General features: G+C 35.4%; 21 protein-coding genes. 17 read left to right on the forward strand and 4 right to left on the reverse strand.

From position 1 onward, the window contains the following. Positions 1–109: 109 nt before the first annotated feature. From ACG9ZL_RS19965 to ACG9ZL_RS19995, 7 genes are all read left to right on the forward strand, one after another. Entirely contained in the window at positions 110–1840 is a 1731-nt protein-coding gene (locus ACG9ZL_RS19965) for a secretin GspD/PilQ domain-containing protein (protein ID WP_419361491.1), read from the forward strand. Next, the gene (locus ACG9ZL_RS19970) at positions 1837–2313 is read left to right on the forward strand and encodes a prepilin-type N-terminal cleavage/methylation domain-containing protein (protein ID WP_419361494.1); all 477 of its coding nucleotides are present in this window, start codon (positions 1837–1839) and stop codon (positions 2311–2313) included. Before ACG9ZL_RS19965 ends, ACG9ZL_RS19970 begins: the two co-directional genes overlap by 4 nt. A 5-nt stretch (positions 2314–2318) precedes the next feature. Beyond that, positions 2319–2690, forward strand: coding sequence for a type II secretion system protein (locus ACG9ZL_RS19975; RefSeq protein WP_419361497.1), 372 nt, complete (start codon positions 2319–2321; stop codon positions 2688–2690). A 1-nt stretch (position 2691) separates the two neighbouring features. Beyond that, entirely contained in the window at positions 2692–3144 is a 453-nt protein-coding gene (locus ACG9ZL_RS19980; RefSeq protein ID WP_419361500.1) for a type II secretion system protein, read from the forward strand. Between the two features lie 27 nt (positions 3145–3171). After that, positions 3172–3498 (forward strand): hypothetical protein, encoded by a 327-nt coding sequence (locus ACG9ZL_RS19985; protein WP_419263159.1) that lies wholly within the window; start codon positions 3172–3174, stop codon positions 3496–3498. A gap of 20 nt (positions 3499–3518) precedes the next feature. Then, positions 3519–3890 carry a hypothetical protein gene (locus ACG9ZL_RS19990; protein WP_419361503.1) on the forward strand — a complete coding sequence of 124 codons (372 nt, stop codon included), beginning with the start codon at positions 3519–3521 and terminating at the stop codon, positions 3888–3890. A gap of 158 nt (positions 3891–4048) precedes the next feature. Beyond that, positions 4049–4360: a hypothetical protein gene (locus ACG9ZL_RS19995; protein ID WP_419361505.1), complete on the forward strand. Its 312-nt coding sequence runs from the start codon at positions 4049–4051 to the stop codon at positions 4358–4360. Between the two features lie 173 nt (positions 4361–4533). Here the strand turns inward: ACG9ZL_RS19995 and ACG9ZL_RS20000 are convergent, their stop codons facing one another. Continuing rightward, positions 4534–4848 carry a hypothetical protein gene (locus ACG9ZL_RS20000; RefSeq protein WP_419361508.1) on the reverse strand — a complete coding sequence of 105 codons (315 nt, stop codon included), beginning with the start codon at positions 4846–4848 and terminating at the stop codon, positions 4534–4536. A 764-nt stretch (positions 4849–5612) separates the two neighbouring features. Here ACG9ZL_RS20000 and ACG9ZL_RS20005 point away from each other — a divergent pair. The 3 genes from ACG9ZL_RS20005 (at position 5613) to ACG9ZL_RS20015 (ending at position 9810) form a co-directional block, all read left to right on the forward strand. After that, positions 5613–6986, forward strand: a complete 1374-nt coding sequence (locus ACG9ZL_RS20005) for a hypothetical protein (protein ID WP_419361510.1) — start codon at positions 5613–5615, stop codon at positions 6984–6986. Positions 6987–7084: 98 nt separating this feature from the next. Further along, positions 7085–7702: a TetR/AcrR family transcriptional regulator gene (locus tag ACG9ZL_RS20010; protein ID WP_336951507.1), complete on the forward strand. Its 618-nt coding sequence runs from the start codon at positions 7085–7087 to the stop codon at positions 7700–7702. Positions 7703–7854: 152 nt separating this feature from the next. Then, on the forward strand, positions 7855–9810 hold the full coding sequence (locus ACG9ZL_RS20015; protein ID WP_419328603.1) for an alkyl/aryl-sulfatase: 1956 nt from the start codon (positions 7855–7857) through the stop codon (positions 9808–9810). A gap of 674 nt (positions 9811–10484) precedes the next feature. Here the strand turns inward: ACG9ZL_RS20015 and ACG9ZL_RS20020 are convergent. Continuing rightward, complete coding sequence (locus ACG9ZL_RS20020; RefSeq protein ID WP_336951503.1) at positions 10485–10724, reverse strand: DUF2171 domain-containing protein; 240 nt, start codon at positions 10722–10724, stop codon at positions 10485–10487. A gap of 275 nt (positions 10725–10999) precedes the next feature. Here ACG9ZL_RS20020 and ACG9ZL_RS20025 point away from each other — a divergent pair, with 275 nt between their 5' ends. The 5 genes from ACG9ZL_RS20025 (at position 11000) to ACG9ZL_RS20045 (ending at position 15626) form a co-directional block, all read left to right on the forward strand. Next, complete coding sequence (locus ACG9ZL_RS20025) at positions 11000–12016, forward strand: acyl-CoA dehydrogenase family protein (RefSeq protein WP_419328607.1); 1017 nt, start codon at positions 11000–11002, stop codon at positions 12014–12016. Next, positions 12004–12780 carry a PIG-L deacetylase family protein gene (locus ACG9ZL_RS20030; protein WP_336951499.1) on the forward strand — a complete coding sequence of 259 codons (777 nt, stop codon included), beginning with the start codon at positions 12004–12006 and terminating at the stop codon, positions 12778–12780. Before ACG9ZL_RS20025 ends, ACG9ZL_RS20030 begins: the two co-directional genes overlap by 13 nt. Continuing rightward, positions 12758–13372 carry a class I SAM-dependent methyltransferase gene (locus tag ACG9ZL_RS20035; RefSeq protein ID WP_419361513.1) on the forward strand — a complete coding sequence of 205 codons (615 nt, stop codon included), beginning with the start codon at positions 12758–12760 and terminating at the stop codon, positions 13370–13372. Before ACG9ZL_RS20030 ends, ACG9ZL_RS20035 begins: the two co-directional genes overlap by 23 nt. Continuing rightward, positions 13369–14028 (forward strand): glycosyltransferase family 2 protein, encoded by a 660-nt coding sequence (locus ACG9ZL_RS20040; protein WP_419361516.1) that lies wholly within the window; start codon positions 13369–13371, stop codon positions 14026–14028. The genes ACG9ZL_RS20035 and ACG9ZL_RS20040 overlap by 4 nt, the downstream gene beginning before the upstream one ends. A 398-nt stretch (positions 14029–14426) precedes the next feature. Continuing rightward, positions 14427–15626 carry an MFS transporter gene (locus ACG9ZL_RS20045; RefSeq protein ID WP_419361519.1) on the forward strand — a complete coding sequence of 400 codons (1200 nt, stop codon included), beginning with the start codon at positions 14427–14429 and terminating at the stop codon, positions 15624–15626. Between the two features lie 86 nt (positions 15627–15712). Here ACG9ZL_RS20045 and ACG9ZL_RS20050 read toward each other — a convergent pair whose 3' ends face one another. Together ACG9ZL_RS20050 and otsB are read right to left on the reverse strand one after the other, a co-directional pair. Further along, entirely contained in the window at positions 15713–17149 is a 1437-nt protein-coding gene (locus ACG9ZL_RS20050) for an alpha,alpha-trehalose-phosphate synthase (UDP-forming) (RefSeq protein WP_419361522.1), read from the reverse strand. After that, positions 17142–18002: a trehalose-phosphatase gene (gene otsB / locus ACG9ZL_RS20055; protein ID WP_419361525.1), complete on the reverse strand. Its 861-nt coding sequence runs from the start codon at positions 18000–18002 to the stop codon at positions 17142–17144. The genes ACG9ZL_RS20050 and otsB overlap by 8 nt, the downstream gene beginning before the upstream one ends. A 767-nt stretch (positions 18003–18769) precedes the next feature. On the opposite strand from otsB, the gene ACG9ZL_RS20060 reads away from it, so the two are divergent. Both ACG9ZL_RS20060 and ACG9ZL_RS20065 read left to right on the forward strand, forming a co-directional pair. Next, entirely contained in the window at positions 18770–19387 is a 618-nt protein-coding gene (locus tag ACG9ZL_RS20060) for a TetR/AcrR family transcriptional regulator (RefSeq protein WP_419361528.1), read from the forward strand. A 213-nt stretch (positions 19388–19600) separates the two neighbouring features. After that, positions 19601–20986 carry an MFS transporter gene (locus ACG9ZL_RS20065; protein ID WP_336951485.1) on the forward strand — a complete coding sequence of 462 codons (1386 nt, stop codon included), beginning with the start codon at positions 19601–19603 and terminating at the stop codon, positions 20984–20986. Positions 20987–21369 lie beyond the last annotated feature (383 nt).

Raw genomic sequence — 21369 nt, forward strand, 5'->3', positions numbered from 1 at the left:
TTCAAAGTTAAGATGATGGTATGACAATTTTATATACTCCATAAACCCTTTAAATTAATTAGGTGGTTTATGTCGCACTTCAAGTTTTACTCTGCCATCTGTATTAGAAGTGCTTTCTGAGCATTCTGGAATAAACTTTATATTAGATAAAGATGCTAAGTTAGATCAAAATACAACGATTTATGCCAAAAATACAACTGTTCAAGAAGCGTTAAATATGATTATGCGAACTTCTGGGCTTGGCTATAAGACATTAAATTCTAATACATTTTTGATATTTCAAAATACAGCAGAAAAAAGAAAAGTATACGAAGAGATGATAACACGTTCATTTTACTTGGGCTCAGCTGATGCAAAAAATGCACAAGAAATGATTAGTAAACTCTATGAACCGAAATCAATGTATTTTGATGATCGTTTAAAAATGTTAATTATTAGGGATAATACTGATGTATTGGCCAGTATAGAACAGTCTTTGCAGGCATACGATTTACCTACACCTGAAGTCGTCTTAGATATAGAAGTTTTAGAAGTAAATCGGGATACATTATTGGGTCTAGGCATAGACTTTCCAAATCAAATAAGTGTAAAAGCATTAAATGACTTAGGCGATGTTGGAAAATTCACATTAAATCAGGTGAAAAATTTAAACTCTAATAATTTGGGATTGGTTGTTGCAGATCCTTTAGCAGCATTGAATTTTAAACAAACAAGTAATAAATCAAATTTATTGGCTAATCCGAGAATTCGAGTAAAAAGTCGAGAGGAAGCGAGTTTTTTAATTGGTGATAAAGTCCCCGTTATTACCTCTACAATAGGTGAAAACTCTAATTTTCTAACTCAAAATGTAAATTACTTGGATGTAGGCTTAAAAGTTAATGTAAAACCTGAGGTTAATAAAGATAATCAGGTACAGATTAATATAAAAATGGAGGTTAGTAATATTGCAAAAGAAATACGTGAAGCAAATGGGGTAGTTGCGTATCAAATTGGAACACGAAATGCTTCAACAATCTTGCAGTTAAATAATGGTGAAACACAAATGTTAGCAGGATTAATTCGAGATGATTCGAAAACATCCGCAACACATTTACCTGGAATTGGAAAAATACCATTGCTTGGTCGTTTATTTTCAAATACTTCAGATTCAAAAAATAAAAGTGAAATTGTATTACTTATAACTCCTCGTATAGTAAGACCATTTGAATTACCAGCGCCACATATACAAGAGTTCATTTCAGGTACTTTAGATCAGGTGACAACGAGACCATTACGGCTAAATGAATCAGCTAAATATACACCAAATGCAGAATCGATGCTCAGTCAGATGGAAGTAGCATCACCTTTAAGTGCAAGCGCGACTACGACTAATATTGTAGAGGTGGCAGACAAAGCTGTACAGACTGCTAAAGTTACACCTCCAGCGACTACTAGCTATGGTGGGGCACCAGCATCTGCTCAGTTTCAGCTGAGTGGTCCAAGTAGTGTAACTCCAGGACAAGAGTTTACAGTTGCTTTGATTCAGAATACTCCTGCTTTTGAAAGTCTAAAAGTAGATGTTGCACATCCTGAAAGTTGGGAAATGAGTAGGATTGTTTTAGTTGCTCCTTCCGCAAAAATTGAACAAACAAAATTACAAGCAGGGACTCAATTAAATTTTGGTACAACTCCAGCTCACCAAGGGCCCGCTGCATTGTTAACCTTTAAAATTCCGATTGGCGAAGTAAAAGCGAAGCGTGAACTCATTGTAGAGCATGGGAGTATTAAACTAGGTGATGGAAAAGCAGAAAAGTTTTTAACTGATAAAGTTATAAAAGAAATACAAGTGGAATCAAAATGATTGAAAATCGTGGATTTACTTTTGTTGAATTATTGGTATGTTTAGTGCTATTGGGGATTCTTGCTTCAATTGTTATCCCTGTTACTGAAATTACGTCAAGAAATAGTAATGAAAAAGATCTAAAACGATCTTTAGTAGAAATTCGACAGGCTATTGATGCATTTAAAACTGCAAGTGAACAAAATAAAATTCCAAAATCTTTTAAAACGGAAACTGGATATCCTTCGAATTTAAAAGTGCTTGAAGGTGTTAAAACTAAAGATGGTAAAATAGTAGTAGAAAGATTTATTCGTAATATTCCTAGAGACCCTTTTTTTGAAGGGAACATTGAAAATGTTTTACCTGAGGAAACATGGGGGAAGCGGGCTTATTTGAGTGACTATGATAAGCCTAAGAACGGTGATGATGTCTATGATATATATTCATTATCTGAACAAAAAGGGACAAATGGGGTTCCTTATAATCAATGGTAATTTTAATGAAAGATAAAAAAAATAACGGTTTCACAATTGTAGAATTACTGGTTGTTCTTTCTGTTATTGCATTATTACTTTCAATTATAACGCCAAGATATTTTGGTAAAATTAAAGAAGGGCAAGAGGTTGTATTAAAACAGAATTTAGCAACGATAAGACGTGCAATAGATCAGTATTATTCAGACCAAGGAAAATATCCAGATACTTTGGAAAATTTAAAAACAAGAAAATATTTAAGAGAAATACCAGAAGATCCGATCATGAAAAGTCAAGAATGGGAAATTATCAAAGCACCCAATGAAGCTGGTATATATGATGTTAAATCAAAAAGTACTGAAGTATCGAGTAACGACAAAATATATGCTGAATGGTAATATGTCTAATAGATCACAATTAGGTTTTGCATATATTTGGATACTTGGAATCATGATTCTTTTATCTTTAGGAATTGGGCAGTGGGCAATCAATTATGCAACTTTAAAACAAAGAGAAAATGAACAAGAATTGTTGAGAATCGGGCGAACTTATCAAAATGCGATCAAAAATTATTATGAAAATACGCCAGGTGGTGTCAAAATATATCCTTCAGAATTAAATGACTTACTTAAGGATCCAAGGCATTTGTCGGTAACTCGTTATATGCGAAAATTAGAAAAAGATCCTATAACAGGTGATGATTTTTTAATTATCCGAAATTTAGATCATTTGATTATTGGTGTTTATAGCCGATCTGATAAAACGCCTATTAAAAAAGATGGATTTGATGAAAAAGAGACTTCTTTTAGAAATTCAAATCATTATAACGAGTGGAAATTTCTAGTGAAATGAAGATGTTATTTAAAAGGATAAGTTATAATGAAAAATATTTTTTTTGTGTTGTTGTTTAGTTTGTTGCTGAATACGAATGCTTTGGCAAATAGTGGGTTTTACAATACAAAAATTAGTGCTATTACAATTCATGACCATTGGAATGCTTTAATTATTGAATTTCCGAATGGTGTTGCAAATGGTGAAGGTTGTACTATCTCATCTGCTGTTATTCTTCAAAAAGACCATTATATGTTCAAAGAAATGTATGCAGCATTATTATCAGCATTTCATGCACAAACAACAATCAGTGGTTGGGCAAATGGCTGTAATGGATCCTATCCTATTTTGACTCGGTTAGATTTAAGAAAATAATATATAAAAGGAGATTTTAATTGGATATCGATAAAGAGTTTTTTAAAGTAAAAAATAAGTTGGTTATACTAATATTGAGTAGTTTTATATTCATATCAAGTAATGTAAATGCTTTAACTTTCTTTACAACATCAAAAATCTCTCAATTAATTGTGCATGATTCAGGGGGTATTATTATTCAATTGAACGGAAGTGTTGCAAATAGTGAGAATTGTACTACACCAGATCGATTGGTTTTACAACGTAGTCATATAAGTTTTAAAGAGATGTATGCGGCTTTACTATCATCTTTTCACAATCAGACTTCTATTTCAGGGTTTGTAAATGGATGCTCTACTGAGTGGCAATCTAAGGGAATGCCTTATTTGATACGTTTAGATTTATCTAAGTAACTATATTAAAATATAATTTATCTACATGATGTCGAAATATTGTTGTTAAACAACCATAACTTTTTGATCAATTTCTTCCAATATTTCTTATCCATTTTTTGTAAATAACGGTAAATCAAATAATTTGTCGTTTACTTTATTAAATTAGAGATTATTTCATGATTAAAAGTATTTTATTAAGTTCAATATTGATGCTTTCTTTAGTTGGTGCAAATGCACATGCTGTTGAAGTGGTTACAGGTAAAGTGAAAATTTTGGAAGCAACTTATATGCCCGCAAAAATATTACTCCAACTCAATGCAGGTACTAGCTCTTGTCCAGCTGGAACTTGGTTAAGTTGGTCAAATCCTAATACTGATAATATGAAAGCTACTTATGCAACCCTTCTAATGGCACTTTCATCAGGAAAATCAATAAATATTTATATAAATAATTCATGTGAAGGTCAATATTTACATATTATTAATTGATTTTTATAATTCCAGTGTCTCAATTTAATAATATGTAAAATTTATTTATGTTTTTTAAATTTAATTTATATATTTTATTTTAAATTGTATTATTCATAGATATTTATAATATCTATGAATAATTTAAGTATTTAAAAATTAATCATTAAGTGTGTAGTGATAAAAAGTTGGTGCTAATTGCCAAGCCTGAAAAGACGAGCAACTTTGTCCTTCTCTAAAAATAATGTTATTGTTTTCTTTGTAACTTGTGCTATGAGTAATGTTGCAAAAAATTTACTACAATTGGCAGAAGGGATTTCATTTACAGTGGAAAGGGTACTACATAGTATTGGATAACTTAATCCCCCTACAGATGCTGCTAAAACACCACCAGTCTGTACGTTAACAGACACTCCAGAAACAGGTCCTGTACATATAAGTGCCATTGAATTACTTGTACCTATGATAAAAATTAAGAAAACTGCAATCTGCTTTAATATCTTTTTCATAATTCATCCTATCTTTTATTCGTTTAAGTTTATTCCTAAGAATTATATTATTTAAAAGATCTTAAAGTAAATTTTTATCTGCTTAAATTTAATAATCAGAAATATTTGATTTAGGTATGAAAATTATAAATTATTTATGTGAATTTTAAAGTATATGCTAATGAGTCGTTATTTAAATTTCAAAATTAAAAATGCTAGAGTCCATTTGTATTTTAAAATTGAAAGTTTATTTATTATAAAAGAATTATATGTACATATTTTTGACTAATATCAATAAAGACTATCCATTAAAAATGTGTAAAAGTATTATTGCTCCTCTTATAACACAACTAAATTTACAGCAACCTGCCCACAACCAAACACAGATACAGGGTCTTTAGAGAGAATTTACCTTCATTTGCTTAAGCAGTCGATCAAGCAATAAATGAAGTATCAAAAAGATCTCAGTTAAGGTTCCTCCGCATTTTTATAAAAAAATAATTAGACCTACTGTTAAAAATAACCCTTTGATCAAAAATATCTTTTTAATTTATATGGGTAGAGAAACTGCGCTTATTTTAAACACCGACTTGAAATGTCATTGATCAATGCAAAAAAGAACTTTTTAAATAGATCAAAAAAAACGCTTGAAAATTAATCTAAGTGGATTATTATATTTAATCTAAGTGGATTAAAAAACAATCCATTTAAATGATCAATTAAAATTAAAATGAAGTCGCCATCGTTCTAGGATCGAAGTACATGGTGTAAAGGAAAAGTAAGTTATGGAAAAAATGAATAAATTAAAAGTAGGGATACTGCTGACGACGGTTATGGGTTCAATCACTTTAAGTGCTTGTAACGACAATGATGATGAGGAATATCTAACCCAACCGCCTAAAGCAGAACTGACAGATTGTATGTGGCAAAATGCGGTTTCAAGTAAGGATGGAACCGGTGGTGCCAATCCTATGAATTATGCGCTTCCAGACTCCAATGTAAATTATTGGTCGAGTGAATTTACAGTGCCAGAAGGTGCAAAAGTTTTTATCGATGGTGATTATCCTTATGCCCGTCACACTTCTCTGGTTAGCTATACAGCTAAAGGAGAACGCGTTAACTCTTTGGTAGATGTCAATATTAAACCCAATCACGGTGTGACCAATCCCTTTATTGTGGGGAATAACCGCTTAAATAAAGAAAGAGGATTTAAAGCTGAGTTGGTCTTGGGGGATCTACCTGCATTGCCTCAAGAAAATACTTTATATGCACCTAAAACAGACAGTAATGAAGTGGCGTTAATCTATCGTGTTTATGTGCCGAATAAAGGCTTTAATGAGAAAGGAGGGGTTAATTTTCCTCGCTTTAAAGTGCAGTTAGCCAATGGTGAAATCAAAACAGGTGCAGAAGTTTGTACGGTCCTTAAAGTGAAAGAAAAAGCTTTGGATAATGTGCAAACGCCTTTGAACTTAATTTTAAGTTTGTATAATAAACAGCTTTACACGGGTTTCCCTGCGCAATTGACCCCAACATGGTATACCGCCTATAACGGGCCTGCGAATATTAGTTGTATTTATAAATATAACTTAGCTCAGTGTGAAGGATTTAAAACTGAACGTAAGCTGAATCAATGGGCTACACCAGATAATGAATATACCTTTTCTGTGATTAGCCGTAAGCTCGGTAAGGTGGTTGTGGTGAAAGGTAAACTGCCACAAATCGCAGCAACTTCTGGTAACGAAACCACTTTAGGGAAAGGTGATATTCGATATTGGTCAATTTGTAGCAATGAGCTGATCTCGACAGCAACTAACTTTTGTATCTATGATGAGCAAATAAAGCATACAGACAAAAATGGCTTTTATACTCTCGTTGTATCTCTACCAGAAGATCGACCAAAGAATGCAACAGAAGAATGTGGAATTGCGTACTTGCCTTTAAGTCCACGTGGTGATGGGTATACTGGTCCAGATGCGGTGGAAAAAGGGCATAACGATGTTGGTTTCCTGATCATGAGAAATTTATTACCGTATTCAAACTTTAGTCAAGCAATCCAGAACACCAAAGTTTGGGGAGATGAAAAGACAGTCATGGGTGATTATTTACCAGACTTGAACTACAGCTCTAAAGAGGAATTCGAAGCCAAAGGTTGTTCATAGTTCATCTGTCAAAAATAAGCCAGTCGATTGGGCTGGTTTATTTTTTATCATTTTTGATATAAAAAGACCTCTCTTTTTATTTTTCTCTATGGAATGTGATGAGTAATCAAACCAAAGAAAAGCTTATCGAGGCTGCGATTGTTCTCTTTTCACAGAACAATATTGAAACTTTGTCTGTACAGAAAATTAATGAAACTGCAAAAGTAGCAAATAAATCAGCTTTATATTACCACTTCAAATCTAAATGGGGATTGGTAGAAGCTGCGCTTGATCATGTCATGACACCTTATGTTACAGACAGCCTCGCGCTCTTAAATGCGATTCAACCTGAACATGTACAAGTTTCTGATGTTGTAGATGCCTTGATGAAACCGATGGTGAAGATTCTTTTACAGGAAAATGGGATTCATTATATAAAATTCTTTTCTAAGACGATTAGCGCAGGAGACGAAGGGCGGATCATTGTTGTAAAGACACTGGTACCTATTTCAGATAAAGCAGTCTCTTTATTACAACTGGCTTTACCAGATTCTGAACCTGACGCGATTGCATTAAAAGTACTTTTTACCTTCAATACGATACTCAATGTGGTCAGTGATATTGGTCTTGAACACTTTTGGCCGACCAAGGTAAAAGATCACAAACTGTTGGGTAAATACTTAAAAGACTATATTGAAGGTGGCATTCGATTCAAGGTAAATCAAAGTTATGATTGATCAATAAAATCACCAATTGAAAGTGGGGATGAATCAAATTGTAGAAGGAAGAGGATTTTATAGCGGGATATAAGACAGGTATTTAATGCCAGATGAAAATAATGCACAAATCATAAAACCCAAAAATATGGATGTTTTTAAAAGGAAAGACAATGAAAATTAAATTTTTGACGGTCTCATTGATGTTTATTTTACCATTTTCTGTTTTTGCAGCAAATGCAGCGGTAGAAAAAGCAGTCATTGAGTCAAATAATACCTATAAGAATAAATATAATTTAGATGATATGACTGAGTTTAATTATGCGCAAAAAGGCTTTATTGCCAAGCCGACGGGTCAAATTAAAAGTGAGAAAGGCAATGTTATCTGGGATTTTGATGCGTTTAATTTTTTAAACGATCAAGCTCCAAATACTGTTAATCCGAGTCTATGGCGACAAGCAAAGTTAAACAACAATGTCGGTCTTTTTAAAGTTACAGATCGAGTTTGGCAAATTCGTGGTTTCGATTTGGCAAATATGACTATTATACAGGGTGATACTGGCTGGATTATTGTGGATACATTAACTTCTAAAGAAACAGCTGAAGCTGCACTCAAATTTGCTAGACAGCATTTAGGTGAGCAAAAAATTTCAGCCATTATCTTTACCCATAGCCATATCGATCATTTTGGTGGGGCATTAGGTGTTATTTCTACCGAAGAAATTAACGCAAGAAAAACGCCAATTATAGCGCCACAAGGCTTTATGGAAGAAGCGACCAGTGAAAATGTGATGGCAGGTTCAGCCATGCTACGTCGTGCCAGTTACATGTATGGAACTTTTCTACCGAAGAATGCACAAGGCCTGGTAGATACAGGTTTAGGTAAGGCAGTTGCTGTTGGGAAAATGGGAATCCTTGAGCCTACACAACTGATTACTCAGGCGGAACAGAAAATGACCGTTGATGGTCTAGATTTTGTGTTTTATAACGTGCCGGGTTCAGAAGCGCCCGCAGAGTTAACCTTCTCTATCCCATCACTCAAACTTTATAATGGCGCGGAAATTCTTTCGCATACCATGCATAATCTTTATACCCTTCGAGGCGCTAAAGTACGAGATGCCTTAAAATGGGTGGGTTATTTAGATCAGGCAATGCAACATGCCAAAACATCGGATGTGTTGATTGCACAGCATCATTGGCCAGTATGGGGCAATGACAATATTCAAGATTTTATTAAAACGCAGCGAGATGTATATAAGTTTACCCATGACCAGACGGTGAGATATATGAACTCTGGTTTAAATGGCGCTGAAATTGCTGAGAAAATTCAGCTTCCAGCGGCACTTGATCAAAAACTATATGCTCATGGCTATTATGGAACCCTAAAGCATAATGTAAAAGCGGTATACCAATATTATATGGGATGGTTCGATGCCCATCCTTCCAATTTAGATCCATTGCCACCTAAAGCTGTTGCAAAAAAATATATTGAATTAGCAGGTGGGGAGAGCAAAGCGTTGAAAAATGCGCAAGATGCCTATGATCAAGCTGATTATAGATGGGCTGCTGAGATTTTAAAGCATATTGTGTTGAATAACCCTCAAAACCAACAAGCGAAAAACTTATTGGCAAATACTTATCGTCAATTGGGCTATGCTGCTGAGGCTTCAACTTGGCGTAATTTCTTTTTAGTCGGTGCCCAAGAGCTACAAAATAATCTACCTTTGCAAAATACATCTGATCCAAGTGACTTATTGATTCACACGCCAACAGAAAGATTTCTTGAAGCCATGGCAACCAATTTAGATGTAGAAAATTTAAAAAGTGAAAACCAGTGTCTCAATCTGGTTTTATCGGATACCAAAGAGAATTTTTCATTGTGGGTTGAAAACTCAGTCATGCAATTCAAGCGTTATGATCACAGTAGCGCTTTGGCATCGGATTGCCCAACATTAACCTTAACCAAACCCTTATATCTAAAAATGATTACAGGACAAATAGAAGGGGTAAAAGTCCTCCTTTCTAAAGACAGTAAAGTCAAAGGCAATCCACTGAAAATTGGAAAATTCTTTGCAATGTTTAAACGGCCAGATTCAATTTTCCCAATTGTGACTCGACCAAATGGCTAAAGTTACAAGGCTAGGCTCAAATAAATAGAGCCATAAGCTTAAATCAGTAGATCTAAATATAGATGGGCGAACTTATCAACTTAGTTGTCCCACTCTTATCGCAGGCAATAAAAGAAATCACTTCTTGTAACGGTATTCAAAATTAAAAGTAAACTATAAGGATTTTAACCCTGTTGCTACTTTGTAAAATATTTTTTGAATTTTATAGCGTATTTTCTAGGGAGGAATTTTAACTGGCAACTTGTTTAAAAAAATGTTTATTTTTATATTAATTTAATCATAAATAATAGCTTTAAGCGATATTTTTAACTAAAAGGTAGATAAAATATTGTGAAATATTTTTTATTAAAAATAACATTTTATTAAAGATGACTTGATTGTGTCATTTTTTGAATATATTGAGTAAATATATAGGTCATGTTGATCGTATCAATATTCGATAGTTTAAGAGCTTAATCTTGATTTTATCAACCTTATATTTTTCTATAGTCACCATAATTAAGAAACTTATTTTGTAATACCTACGGGTTGATTTTCCTTTTTGAGAGCCTATATTTACATAATGCACTTGTTACGCTGTTGTAGGTGTTGGTGAGTTCGATTAGCTTGCACTTTGTAAATATCTACAAATAGCTTAAAGCGCAGCCAAATAAGTATGACTGCGCTAGGTTTATTTATATAGCTTTCCACTGATCACGGACTTCTTCTGAGTTTTTATTCAGGATAACTTGATCACCCTTAACATCACTAATCCAAGACGTTGGAATTAAATGATGTTGACCATTCGGATCATCATCACGAGTTAATTTTAGCTGACTATCGCCTTCGAGATGATCAACTGTACCAACTTGTGTGCCACAAGATGCAATAACATTCGCGTGCTTTTTAATATCTTGAATATTGAAAGTAGTCATTTCAGCCTCTTCTTTATTAAAAATAAAACGATTTAGAGTATTTAGATTACCGTGTATTTTGGATTTATTCTTTAATTTATAATAATAGTTACAGAACAGTCTTTTAAAATAACTTAACTCACGTTATTCAATAACAACGTCACAAAATGAAATGATATTTTATCTGCTTAATGTGAGTTGTTTGGCAATTTCCTGTTTTTTTACAAAACTTAAATTTAATATATTAATTTTAAACGATAGATTAAATTTTAAAGCTTATGAAAAACTAAATTAAAATGAATCTTCAAATCCAAATAAATAAGTCCATGAAACAGGTATTAGCAGATTTTAATTCGGCAACTTTCGAATATAAAAATCAGCAGCGTATATCTGTATTTCGCCAATTAACCCTTTTATCTGAGAATTTACCCTTTCCCGCACAAGGGCAAACCTATGCACGTTGGCAGTGTTTTGCTGAAATAGCGGGAATTGATCTAAGTTTGGCAAAACTATTTGAATCACATTGTGATGCACTTAGTATCTTGTACGAATTAGGCGATTCGACAAACATACGTTCTTCAGAGATATGGGCTGTATGGGCTGCTGAAGGCGGTCCAGCGCCTCTACAGGTGGCAAATAACCATTGTACTGGAACTAAGTTATGGTGTTCTGGGGCTGCCTTTGTACAACGAGCATTAATGAGTTATAAGAATGAACAAGGTCAATCTCAGTTGTGCATGGTTCAATTAGATCAGCCTAATATTTCTATAGATTTTAGTCAGTGGCAAGCAGTGGGTATGCAACATACCCAAACAGCGAAAGTTCATTTTCACAACTGCTTAATTCGGCTTATCGGGCAACCTGATCAATATTTACAACGTCCAGGTTTCTGGCATGGTGCAGCAGGTATAGCAGCGTGTTGGTATGGAGCTGCTGCACGTTTGATGCATTTTTTACAACAGAGTTGTCAAGATAGTCCAAATTCATTTAAGTCTATGTATATGGGTGAGCTGGCTCAGCAGTTGGCAGTGACAAAAGCATTTTTTCAATATACAGCCAAACTTATAGACACACAGCCTCATGAGAATCATGAACGTGTGATTCGAATTTTGCGTGCGCAAACTGAGCAATGCTGTCAAGCTGTCATGGATTTGGCTGGTAAAGCTTTAGGGGCAAGACCATATTGTGAAGAGGGTGTTTTTGCTCAATTAATGGCTGATCTACCTGTATTTATTCGGCAAAGCCATGCCGCATTTGATGATGTGCAAATTGCTGAACGATGTTTACAGGAGCATATGTCATGGGAACTTTAAGACATCCTCTCGTTGAAGATCGGATGATTCAGGGTGAGGGCACTCAAAAGAGTCAATGGTTACAGGCATTTGAAAAACAGCCGTTGCCACCACTCGATCTTGAGCAATTTCGTTCCAAAAGGGTGGTGATAATATCCCCGCATCCTGATGATGAGATACTGGGTTGTGCTGGCTTAATGCAACAGCTTATGCAATTAGATTGCAACATTGTTGTATTGGCAGTTACAAATGGTACCCAGAGCCATCCACAATCGAAAAAATACACACCCGAACAGTTAAATCAATTGCGTCCACTAGAAAGTTTGGCTGCCCTAGAGTGTTTAGCGATTGCTAAACATACCCAACGTATCGGATTGAATTTGACTGATGGACAAGTTCATTTACAAATCAATCAACTTTGGTCTGGATTAGATCAGACCATTCACCCAGAAGATTTTTTAATTTGCACCTATAAATACGATGGTCATCCAGATCATGAAGCAGTAGGTAAGACCGTTCAGTCATTCGCAAAAGTACACCAATTGCCCTGTTTGCAAGTTCTGATCTGGGCTTGGCATTGGGCAATTCCTCAGGATCCCCGAATCCCATGGCATCAAGCCTACGCTTATTGCTTGACTGATGAGCAAATTAGCCAAAAACGTCAAGCCATTTTACAGTTCAATTCTCAAACCCAAGCAGATGAGAGTACGGGACAGAATGCTGTTCTATCGCCAGCAATCATTGAGCGTCTGCTCATGCCTTATGAGGTCTATCTCTGTGAATGACTATATCGATGTATTTGAAGAATTGTATTCAAAAAGTGAGGATCCATGGGGGTATGATCACCGTTGGTATGAATCTAGAAAAAAGCAAATTTGTCTGGCGTTATTGACGCGACCACACTACATAAATCTTTTAGAAATAGGTTGTTCTAATGGCCATCTAAGCGAACATTTGGCACAGCGCGCTGATCGAGTCTTATCAATAGATGCTTCCGAAAATGCTATTCAATTGGCTTCCAAACGTTTGCACGGCTATAAACATGTTAAGGTAGAACAGAGAAGAATACCCAACGCTTATCCTTCTGGACATTTTGATCTCATTGTAATAAGTGAGGTTGCATATTATTTGACTTCACAAGAATTACATCAATTAATTGATCATTTAACGCATAGTTTAACGCCACATGGAGAAATTTTGTGCTGCCATTGGCGTCATGAGATAGAAGGTTTTGAGCTAGATGCGCAACGGGTTCATGAAAGCTTGAAGAATCAATTGCCATTTCATCATTATTTAACGCTGAGTGATCCCGATTTTATCGTCGATCTTTGGACAGTTGGCGCTTCTTCACTGGCACAACAGGAGGGAAGTATTTGAAAATAGGTATCGTTATTCCGGCCCATAATGAAGAACAGTACTTATCGGCATGCTTGCAAGCTGTTCAAAAAGCAATTGAACAAATTAAGCACCATCAAGTTGAAGTTTTAGTGGTATTAGATCAGTGTAATGATCAATCCTTAAATATCGTAAAAAACAATCATATACGTTGGCTTACATGTAGCTATCAATGCGTAGGGCAAGCACGTGATTTAGGAATTCGGCATTTAATCGCGCAGGGTGCGACTTGGATTGCATGCACAGATGCGGACAGTTGTGTAGATTTAGATTGGTTATATGCTCAAATACAGCATCAACCCACTGATGTCATTTGCGGTGTGGTGCAGCTTGATGATTTTAGCCATTTGTCCCTAAATGCTCAGCAAAACTATTTGATCCATTACAAAGATCGTATGAACCATCAGCATATTCATGGAGCTAATTTAAGCTTTAGTGCGCAAGTATATCTACAAGTGGGTGGTTTTGAAGCGATTTGCTGCCATGAAGATGTTGAATTGGTACAAAAATTTATTCAACACGGATATCAAATTACTTGGACTAATCAAGTACGCGTGAGTACAAGTAGCCGTTTGGATGCACGTGCGCCAGAGGGCTTATCTTATTTTCTCAGTCGGTTGGAAAATGCTGAGCTATAAATAATCATGGATGAACCTATCTTTCTTAACAGCCATCATAAAGATATAAAACGTAGAGCGTTCAACTCAATATAAGATTTAAAATAGTTTATGCTTTGGCAACTGGAGATAGGATAATTCAACCCCATGTTTGCGAATTACTATAAAGTTAATTAAATCTAAAAATAAAAAAACGATATATATTAGTTATATAGATTTAAGTGGGAACTGCATTGTCTATGTTACAAATTTCTAGAGAAAACTCAAAAATAAACAATGACAGCATTTAAAATCTGAGTATAATTTCGCCAAATACCCCTTGTTCATTTGTCAGTTTTACATGGCAAAAGACAAGGGGTTTTTCTATGGATTGTGGTTTTGTAAGGAAATGCCTAAATTTTTTGTGAGTGGCATCGTAAATGTTCATTTTTAAAACAGCTGTATGGGATCGTACGAACCCCATCCATAGTCAAATTTTAGCAACTCAGCTTAGTTTTTTTAGCTTGGGTTTTGCGACAGCAGCATGGGCGCCATTAATTCCATTTGCCCAGCAACGCTTGTATCTGAATCATGCAGATTTTGGTTTACTTCTGCTTTGCGCAGGTATTGGCTCATTTTTATCTATGCCTGCCACGGGTGCTTTAATCCAAAAGTTGGGGTGTAAGTCAATTATTGGTTTTACGCTATTGGCTATGCTATGTATTTTGCCCTTTCTAAGTATATGCAATACTGCTTTATCTATGGCCATTTTATTGTTTGTGTTTGGCACGATGGTAGGAAGCTTGGGCGTTGCTATTAATATGCAAGCAGTCATTGTTGAGAAAAATAGCCTAAGCAATAGAATGTCCAGTTTTCACAGCATGTGTAGTTTAGGGGGCTTAATGGGTGTGGCATTGGTCAGCATCTTATTGGCTTTAGGTGTTACACCATTACTTGCCGCACTGAGTATCAGTTGTATATTGTTAAGCATTGCATTTTTTGCCATACCGCTATGTTTGACTCGAATAGAGAACATAGAGCAAGGCACAGTAGTAGAAAATAAGCCAGAAAAATTAAAGTTAAAAGAATTGATGCATCCCACTTTACTTCTGATCGGTTTGGTATGTTTTATCAGTTTTTTATCTGAAGGGGCAGCAATGGACTGGAGTGGGATATATCTGGTAAAGCAATACCACTTAGATCCTACTTACGCTGGTTTTGCCTATACTTTTTTTGCAATCGCTATGACAGTAGGGCGGTTTTCAGGCAGTGCGTTGTTACGATGGTTTGGTGCCAAGCAGGTGGTATTGTATGGCGCCATTTTGGCTGCTTTGGGCTTAATGATTATCGTATTTGCTCCTCACTGGTCGGTAGTATTGTTAGGATATTGCTGTTTAGGTTTGGGGAGTTCTAACATTGTACCAGTGATGTTTTCTCGGGTAGGAGAGCAAAATTTAATTCCCAAAGCAGCTGCATTATCATTGGTTTCAACAATTGCTTATAGTGGGGCTTTACTTGGCCCTGCACTGGTAGGCTTTTTAAGTGAAGTGATTGGATTAGGCTCGGTATTTATTGTCATTGCACTGCTGTTGGCAATGATTGGCATCGTCAACAGATACACCCAGATACAAGCAAAATAGAATCACACGGGGTTACAGCAATTTGCTGTAACCCTTGCTGGGCAGATTAAAATTGAAAGCAGCACATTCAAGTGAATAGGAGCAAACTAGACCTTAAATGTTGAAGCCCGAGATGAAATCCCTGCCTTGTGCATATAAATTGGTTCATCTATGGGTTGCTGTAAGTCATGTAAAAATGCATTACGCCAGTCATTGATATCAAACTGCTCGATGCCCAGCATCAGTTGTTGATAACGTTCAATACGTTCTTCTTTCGACATAAACAAAGCAGTTTCAAGGGATTTAACCATCTGCTTTTCATTATTTGGATCGACCAGCACCGCTTCGGTCATTTGCTCTGCTGCACCTGCATATTTAGAGAGAATCAACACCCCAGGGTTATCAGGATCCTGTGCTGCAATATATTCTTTGGCAACTAAATTCATCCCATCTTTTAACGAACTAACCCAGCAAATGTCGGCATACTGATAAATCTGCATTAATTCATCATGCTCTACCACGTCCTGAGTGCAGTTAATGGGCGTCCAGTCAGCAGTAGCGTAGTCTTGATTGATTTGCTTAATTTTGTCCATGAAAGATAGATAAAAATCTTGATATGTCGTAATGTCCATGCGAGATGGGCCCGCAACCTGTAAATCCACAATATGCTGATGATACTCAGGATGCTGTTGTAAAAAGCATTCAAAAGCTCCAAAACGCTCAAGTAAACCTTTTGAGTAATCAATACGGTCAACACCGATAATAGTTTTATACAAAGGATTATCTTCAAAATCGAATATCGATTTCATGGTTTGATTCTGACGTTGTGCTGCCTGTTGTATCACTTCAGGATTAATACCAATAGGGTAGCATTTAATGCGGGTTTGTTGATCAGGTTGAATCAAAAGATCATCTTGTACGCGGCTAAATTTCAAACTATTTTGGCAAAGCTGCATACATTTTTGTTGGTCTAATTGAGTCTGTAAGCCTAATACATCATATTGAGTTAAATCTTGCAGTAAGGTGCGAGCCTCCGGTAATTTTTCCCATATTGAAGCACTGGCAAATGGGATATGTAAGAAAAAACCGATACGATTACGCATTCCAAGTTTTCGACAATAATGCGCTATGCTGAAAAAATGATAGTCATGTACCCAAATTAAATCATCAGGTTGAGCAATCTCATACAGCTTTTCGGCAAAAAATTGGTTAACTTGTTGATATGAAGCATATTCTTCGGATTTAAACTCAATTAAATCGGCACGCTCATGCATAGCAGGCCATAAGGTGTTATTGGCAAAGCCACAGTAATATTGTTGGTATTGACGCTGCTGTAGTGGGCAGGTAATAAATTCAATATTATCTTGCTGTATATGTTCAAACTTTACCGACTTATGATTGTCAATTTGTTGACCATTCCACCCCAACCATATTCCACCAATATCATGTAGTGCATCTTGCACAGCCACTGCTAGACCACCTGCTGAGTTATTCGAGGGATCGGGTAAGCTGACACGATTTGATAAAACAATTAATCTAGACATGAGTATTCTCCAAGCGTTTTACCGAAGATTTAATCTTTTCTTGTTGGATATGTTGAGCAAATAATTCGAGAAAATCGGTCACAGCCATTGTATTTTCTAATCTAAATCTAGCTTGGGTATCGCCTGCACCAACCTTGATACTGATACCACCAACCTGATTAATGACTTCAAAACCTGCTTCATCAGTAAAATCGTCGCCAATAAATAATGCAATACTATTTTTTAGTTTACATTGTTGGATTATTCTGTGAATTGCATTTCCTTTATTGGCCTGTGTAGGAATTAATTCAAATACGTACTTACCCTGAATAATTTTAAAATTTAAATTTTTCGCTTGCACTTGTTCTAAAAAATGCAACGCTTGGTTTTTATATTGAGGGTGTTCTCTATAATGTAGCGCAATAGAATAAGGTTTATGTTCTATTCGAATATGGGGTTGAGATAAGCAAAGTTGATTAATCTCATGTTTAATTTGAATTAAATCTTCTGGATTATAATGAGTATGGGGCATAGAAATATGCGTATCGATATTTTTTAATTGCATTTCCAGACCATGGGTTCCTGCAATATTTAAGGCTAGATTGGGGAAAAAGGTTTTTGCTTGATCTAAAGGTCTACCCGTAACAATACTGATAATTATAGAATTGTTGACAAGTTTTTGAATAATATTAAAATTTCTTTGATTCAAAGTTGTTTGGCTTGGATCTGAAGTGAAATCAGCCAGTGTGCCATCAATATCTAAAAATAAACTGTAGTTCGGATGCGTTAGATCATTTTTCTCATGATGTATATTTTGGATGAGTGCTTTGGGTGAAATAATCCTCGCTTTTTTTAATGCTAAAGAATCATTCATTCTTTTACCTTTAAATAATTTAATTAATTTATTATTACTTTAATTATTGCTTTTAAGGTGATTATTTATGTTATATAGACAAAAAACATACAGAGATTACAAATATATATTTTGTTAAATTATTTCAAAATATTAAAGATATCGTTATTTATAAGTAAAATATGAATAGAATTAATGAGTTTGTCTTTATGTTAGTAAATATTTATTTTAATTTGAGTTGTAATTATTTATTTGTACATTGGATTAATTTAAGCTGAAATTTTCAATGATTTAGATTTTTTATCTCATTTAAATTGGTTTGTCTCATTTAAATAGTTTAAAGATGATGCCAGATTATTTTATGCTCTTGATGCTTATACGGCTAGATTAGCATTTATCAATCTGGTTATTATCCGGAAATAACTAGTTTTTTTAAGGTGAATGAATATTATACTTCTTTTGTAAGTCATTTTTTAAAACGATAGAACAATTTTAAATTCCTCCCTGATCCTAGTCCCCCCAAAGAGAGATGGAACTTTCAGTACCTATATGATTCACTCAACATGATGAGTTATGAAGCAACTCTATGGAGAGATTGAATAAACGCCTCAGGAAGTCAAAAACTGTCTAAGCTGGCTTTGATATTCTGTCAGATATGCTCAATCTAAAATCAGTAGTCTGTATATCTTCATGATGTTAAAGTGATTAGAGAACTGAGCTTGGCTTCAATTGTGAATTGGGAAGGGCTCATTTATAATTAAATTCTTATGTGTAGAAAATAGAGAAGTATGTCATCACAATCTCAAGTCGCTTCTACTCAGGTGACAAAAAGGCAAACCAAGCCAGCAGAAGTCCGAATTGATGAGCTGATGAATGCTGCACAAACGCTTTTTTTAGAAAAAGGGGTGGAAGCAACCACGATTAGCGAAATTATCGCCAGCGTGGGTGTGGCTAAAGGCACGTTCTATCATTATTTTGAATCAAAACAGCATATTGTTGAAGCATTAAAAAAACGTTATATCGATTTTTTTATTAAGGCTCTAGATACAGCAGTTGCAAAATGTGATGCAGAAGATTGGGTCAGTCAATTTAAAGTTTGGGTCGCTGCAAATATTCACACCTATCTCAACAGTTATCCTATACATGATATTGTTTTTGGCGCACATCATCATGAGCGTCAAAATAAAGAAAAAAATATGATAGTTGAACAATTACTGCATATCTTAAAGGGTGGTCAGAAAGCAGGCATTTGGCATTTAGAACAGCCAAAATTAACCGCTTTGTTGATTTATTCGGGGGTGCATGGGGTAACGGATGAAGCAATTGCCAATCAACTGCAAGATAGTACAGATTTCTCGCGACAAATTGCGATGCAATATTTAAAAATGCTAGGTCATGATGAGTGATCTTTCTATATTTATTTCAGCTTATATTTTAGATAAAAAATGATTATGTGATCTAAGAGCAAGTCATTTAGTTATATCTCGTTGGTGATCTTCAAAAAGATAGTTGAGTCATGTCTACCAAAATGAGGTGTTTATTTTTCGGTGGTTTTCAATTGACTGACGGTCGGTCAGTATATAGTATAATGATTCTCATTTATCTGTCTTAGGTGATGTATGAACGCATCTCGCCAACCGATTTATCTCATTTTAGCGCTCTATATCAGCACATTTCTTTGTTTGGTGGATTTAAGTAGTGTCAATCTGGCACTTGGAAGCATTCAAAAAGAATTTGATAGCGATATGGCTGATCTACAGTGGGTAATTGATAGTTATGCTTTAAGCCTATCGAGTTTGATGTTAGCAGTGGGGGCATTAAGCCAGCGTTTAGGGCGTAAAAAATTATGGCTGTTGGGTGTCATCATTTTTATAGTGGGTTCAATGATTTGTGCAATGGCAAGCAATTTTAGTTTGTTGATCATTGGCCGTATGATTCAAGGGGTGGCTGGCGCAGTTTTAATCCCTCTGGCTTTGGCGATTTTGGTACATCATTTTCATCAACCACAAGACAAAGCACGTGAAATTGGTCGCTGGAGTTCTTTTAGTGCTTTTTCATTGATTGTTGGCCCGCTAATCGGTGGTTTGATGGTGCATCATTTTGGTTGGCAAAGCATATTCTGGCTTAACCTTCCAGTTGGGGTTGTGACGATTTACTTGGGATATAAGGGAATTGACCCAGACCAGAAATCTCAATCTCTACCGTTTGATTATCTTGGTTTGTTATATAGCGCTGTTGCCATTGTCACATTAACCTATAGTATTATTGCCCTACAACACGACTATTTAAAGCATTGGTTGATGCTGAGTATTGTTTTGTTTGGTGTGGCGAGTATGGCATTTGCATGGCAGCAAAAACATACAGTTCATCCCTTGATCCCCAATCATTTATTTAAGAACAAACATTTTTTAGCTTATAACGCAATTTCATTTATCTTGGGTTTTGCAGGATATAGTTCGTTATTTATATTTGCTTTATTTTATCAAAATCAGATCGAGTTGAGTGCAGCACAGACTGGCTGGTTGATTGCACCACAGTTTTTAACTCAAGCATTTGTTTCAATAGCCTTTGCCAAATTACATCAACGATTTACAGTGGCAAGCTTATTGATACTGGGCTTGGCAATTGCAGGCGTTGCGTTGTTGGCCATGATGAGTTTTCAACTCGATTCATCTTTGCTGCTATTTGTCTTATGTGGTGGACTGATGGGAATCGGGATGGGACTGATCGTGCCAGGTTCAAGTACATTGATTATGGGAAGTGTGCAAGTTCAAGATGCAAATTTTGCGGCAGCAATCTTAAATACCCTACGCCAACTTGGAATGACACTCGGAATTGCAGTATTGGGTACGACGATGACTTTTATGACGGCTTTTTCTCAACAGCAAGGCAATAGCCTAGAATCTGCTGAACTGATGGCTTTTCATGTTACTGTTATGTTGATGGGGGGACTATTTCTATTGTCTATTTTGGTTATGCTGTATAGCCAAAAACAAGCGAAATAGTTGATATAGTTAACCTGTCAAAAAACTCATACACAAGAATATAATTTCTCCTAATTAATATTCTTTAATTCAATCATTTGCTTTATGAAAGATCTATTGTTTACACCAATGAGCTAAAACTTTGCAACCTAGGTTGGGCAGTGTAAGTACCTTTTCTTCATTGAATCCTAGATGGTGTAGCTATCGCATGGCGACATGGATGTCGCTGTTGGGCGGGGGTATATGAGCAAAAATAAAGCACTGCTTTGTTTGCAGCGCAAGAGCCCTGTTAAACGGAAGATTTTTATCATCTTGTATCTTGTTCTTTGTAGTGATTAGCTATCACTACACGTAAATTGTAGAGTTTGGTTTGTCATCAAAACTTCGAGTTTCCTGAAAAGATT

The sequence above is a fragment of the Acinetobacter legionensis genome, from assembly GCF_048551735.1.
GTDB lineage: Bacteria > Pseudomonadota > Gammaproteobacteria > Pseudomonadales > Moraxellaceae > Acinetobacter.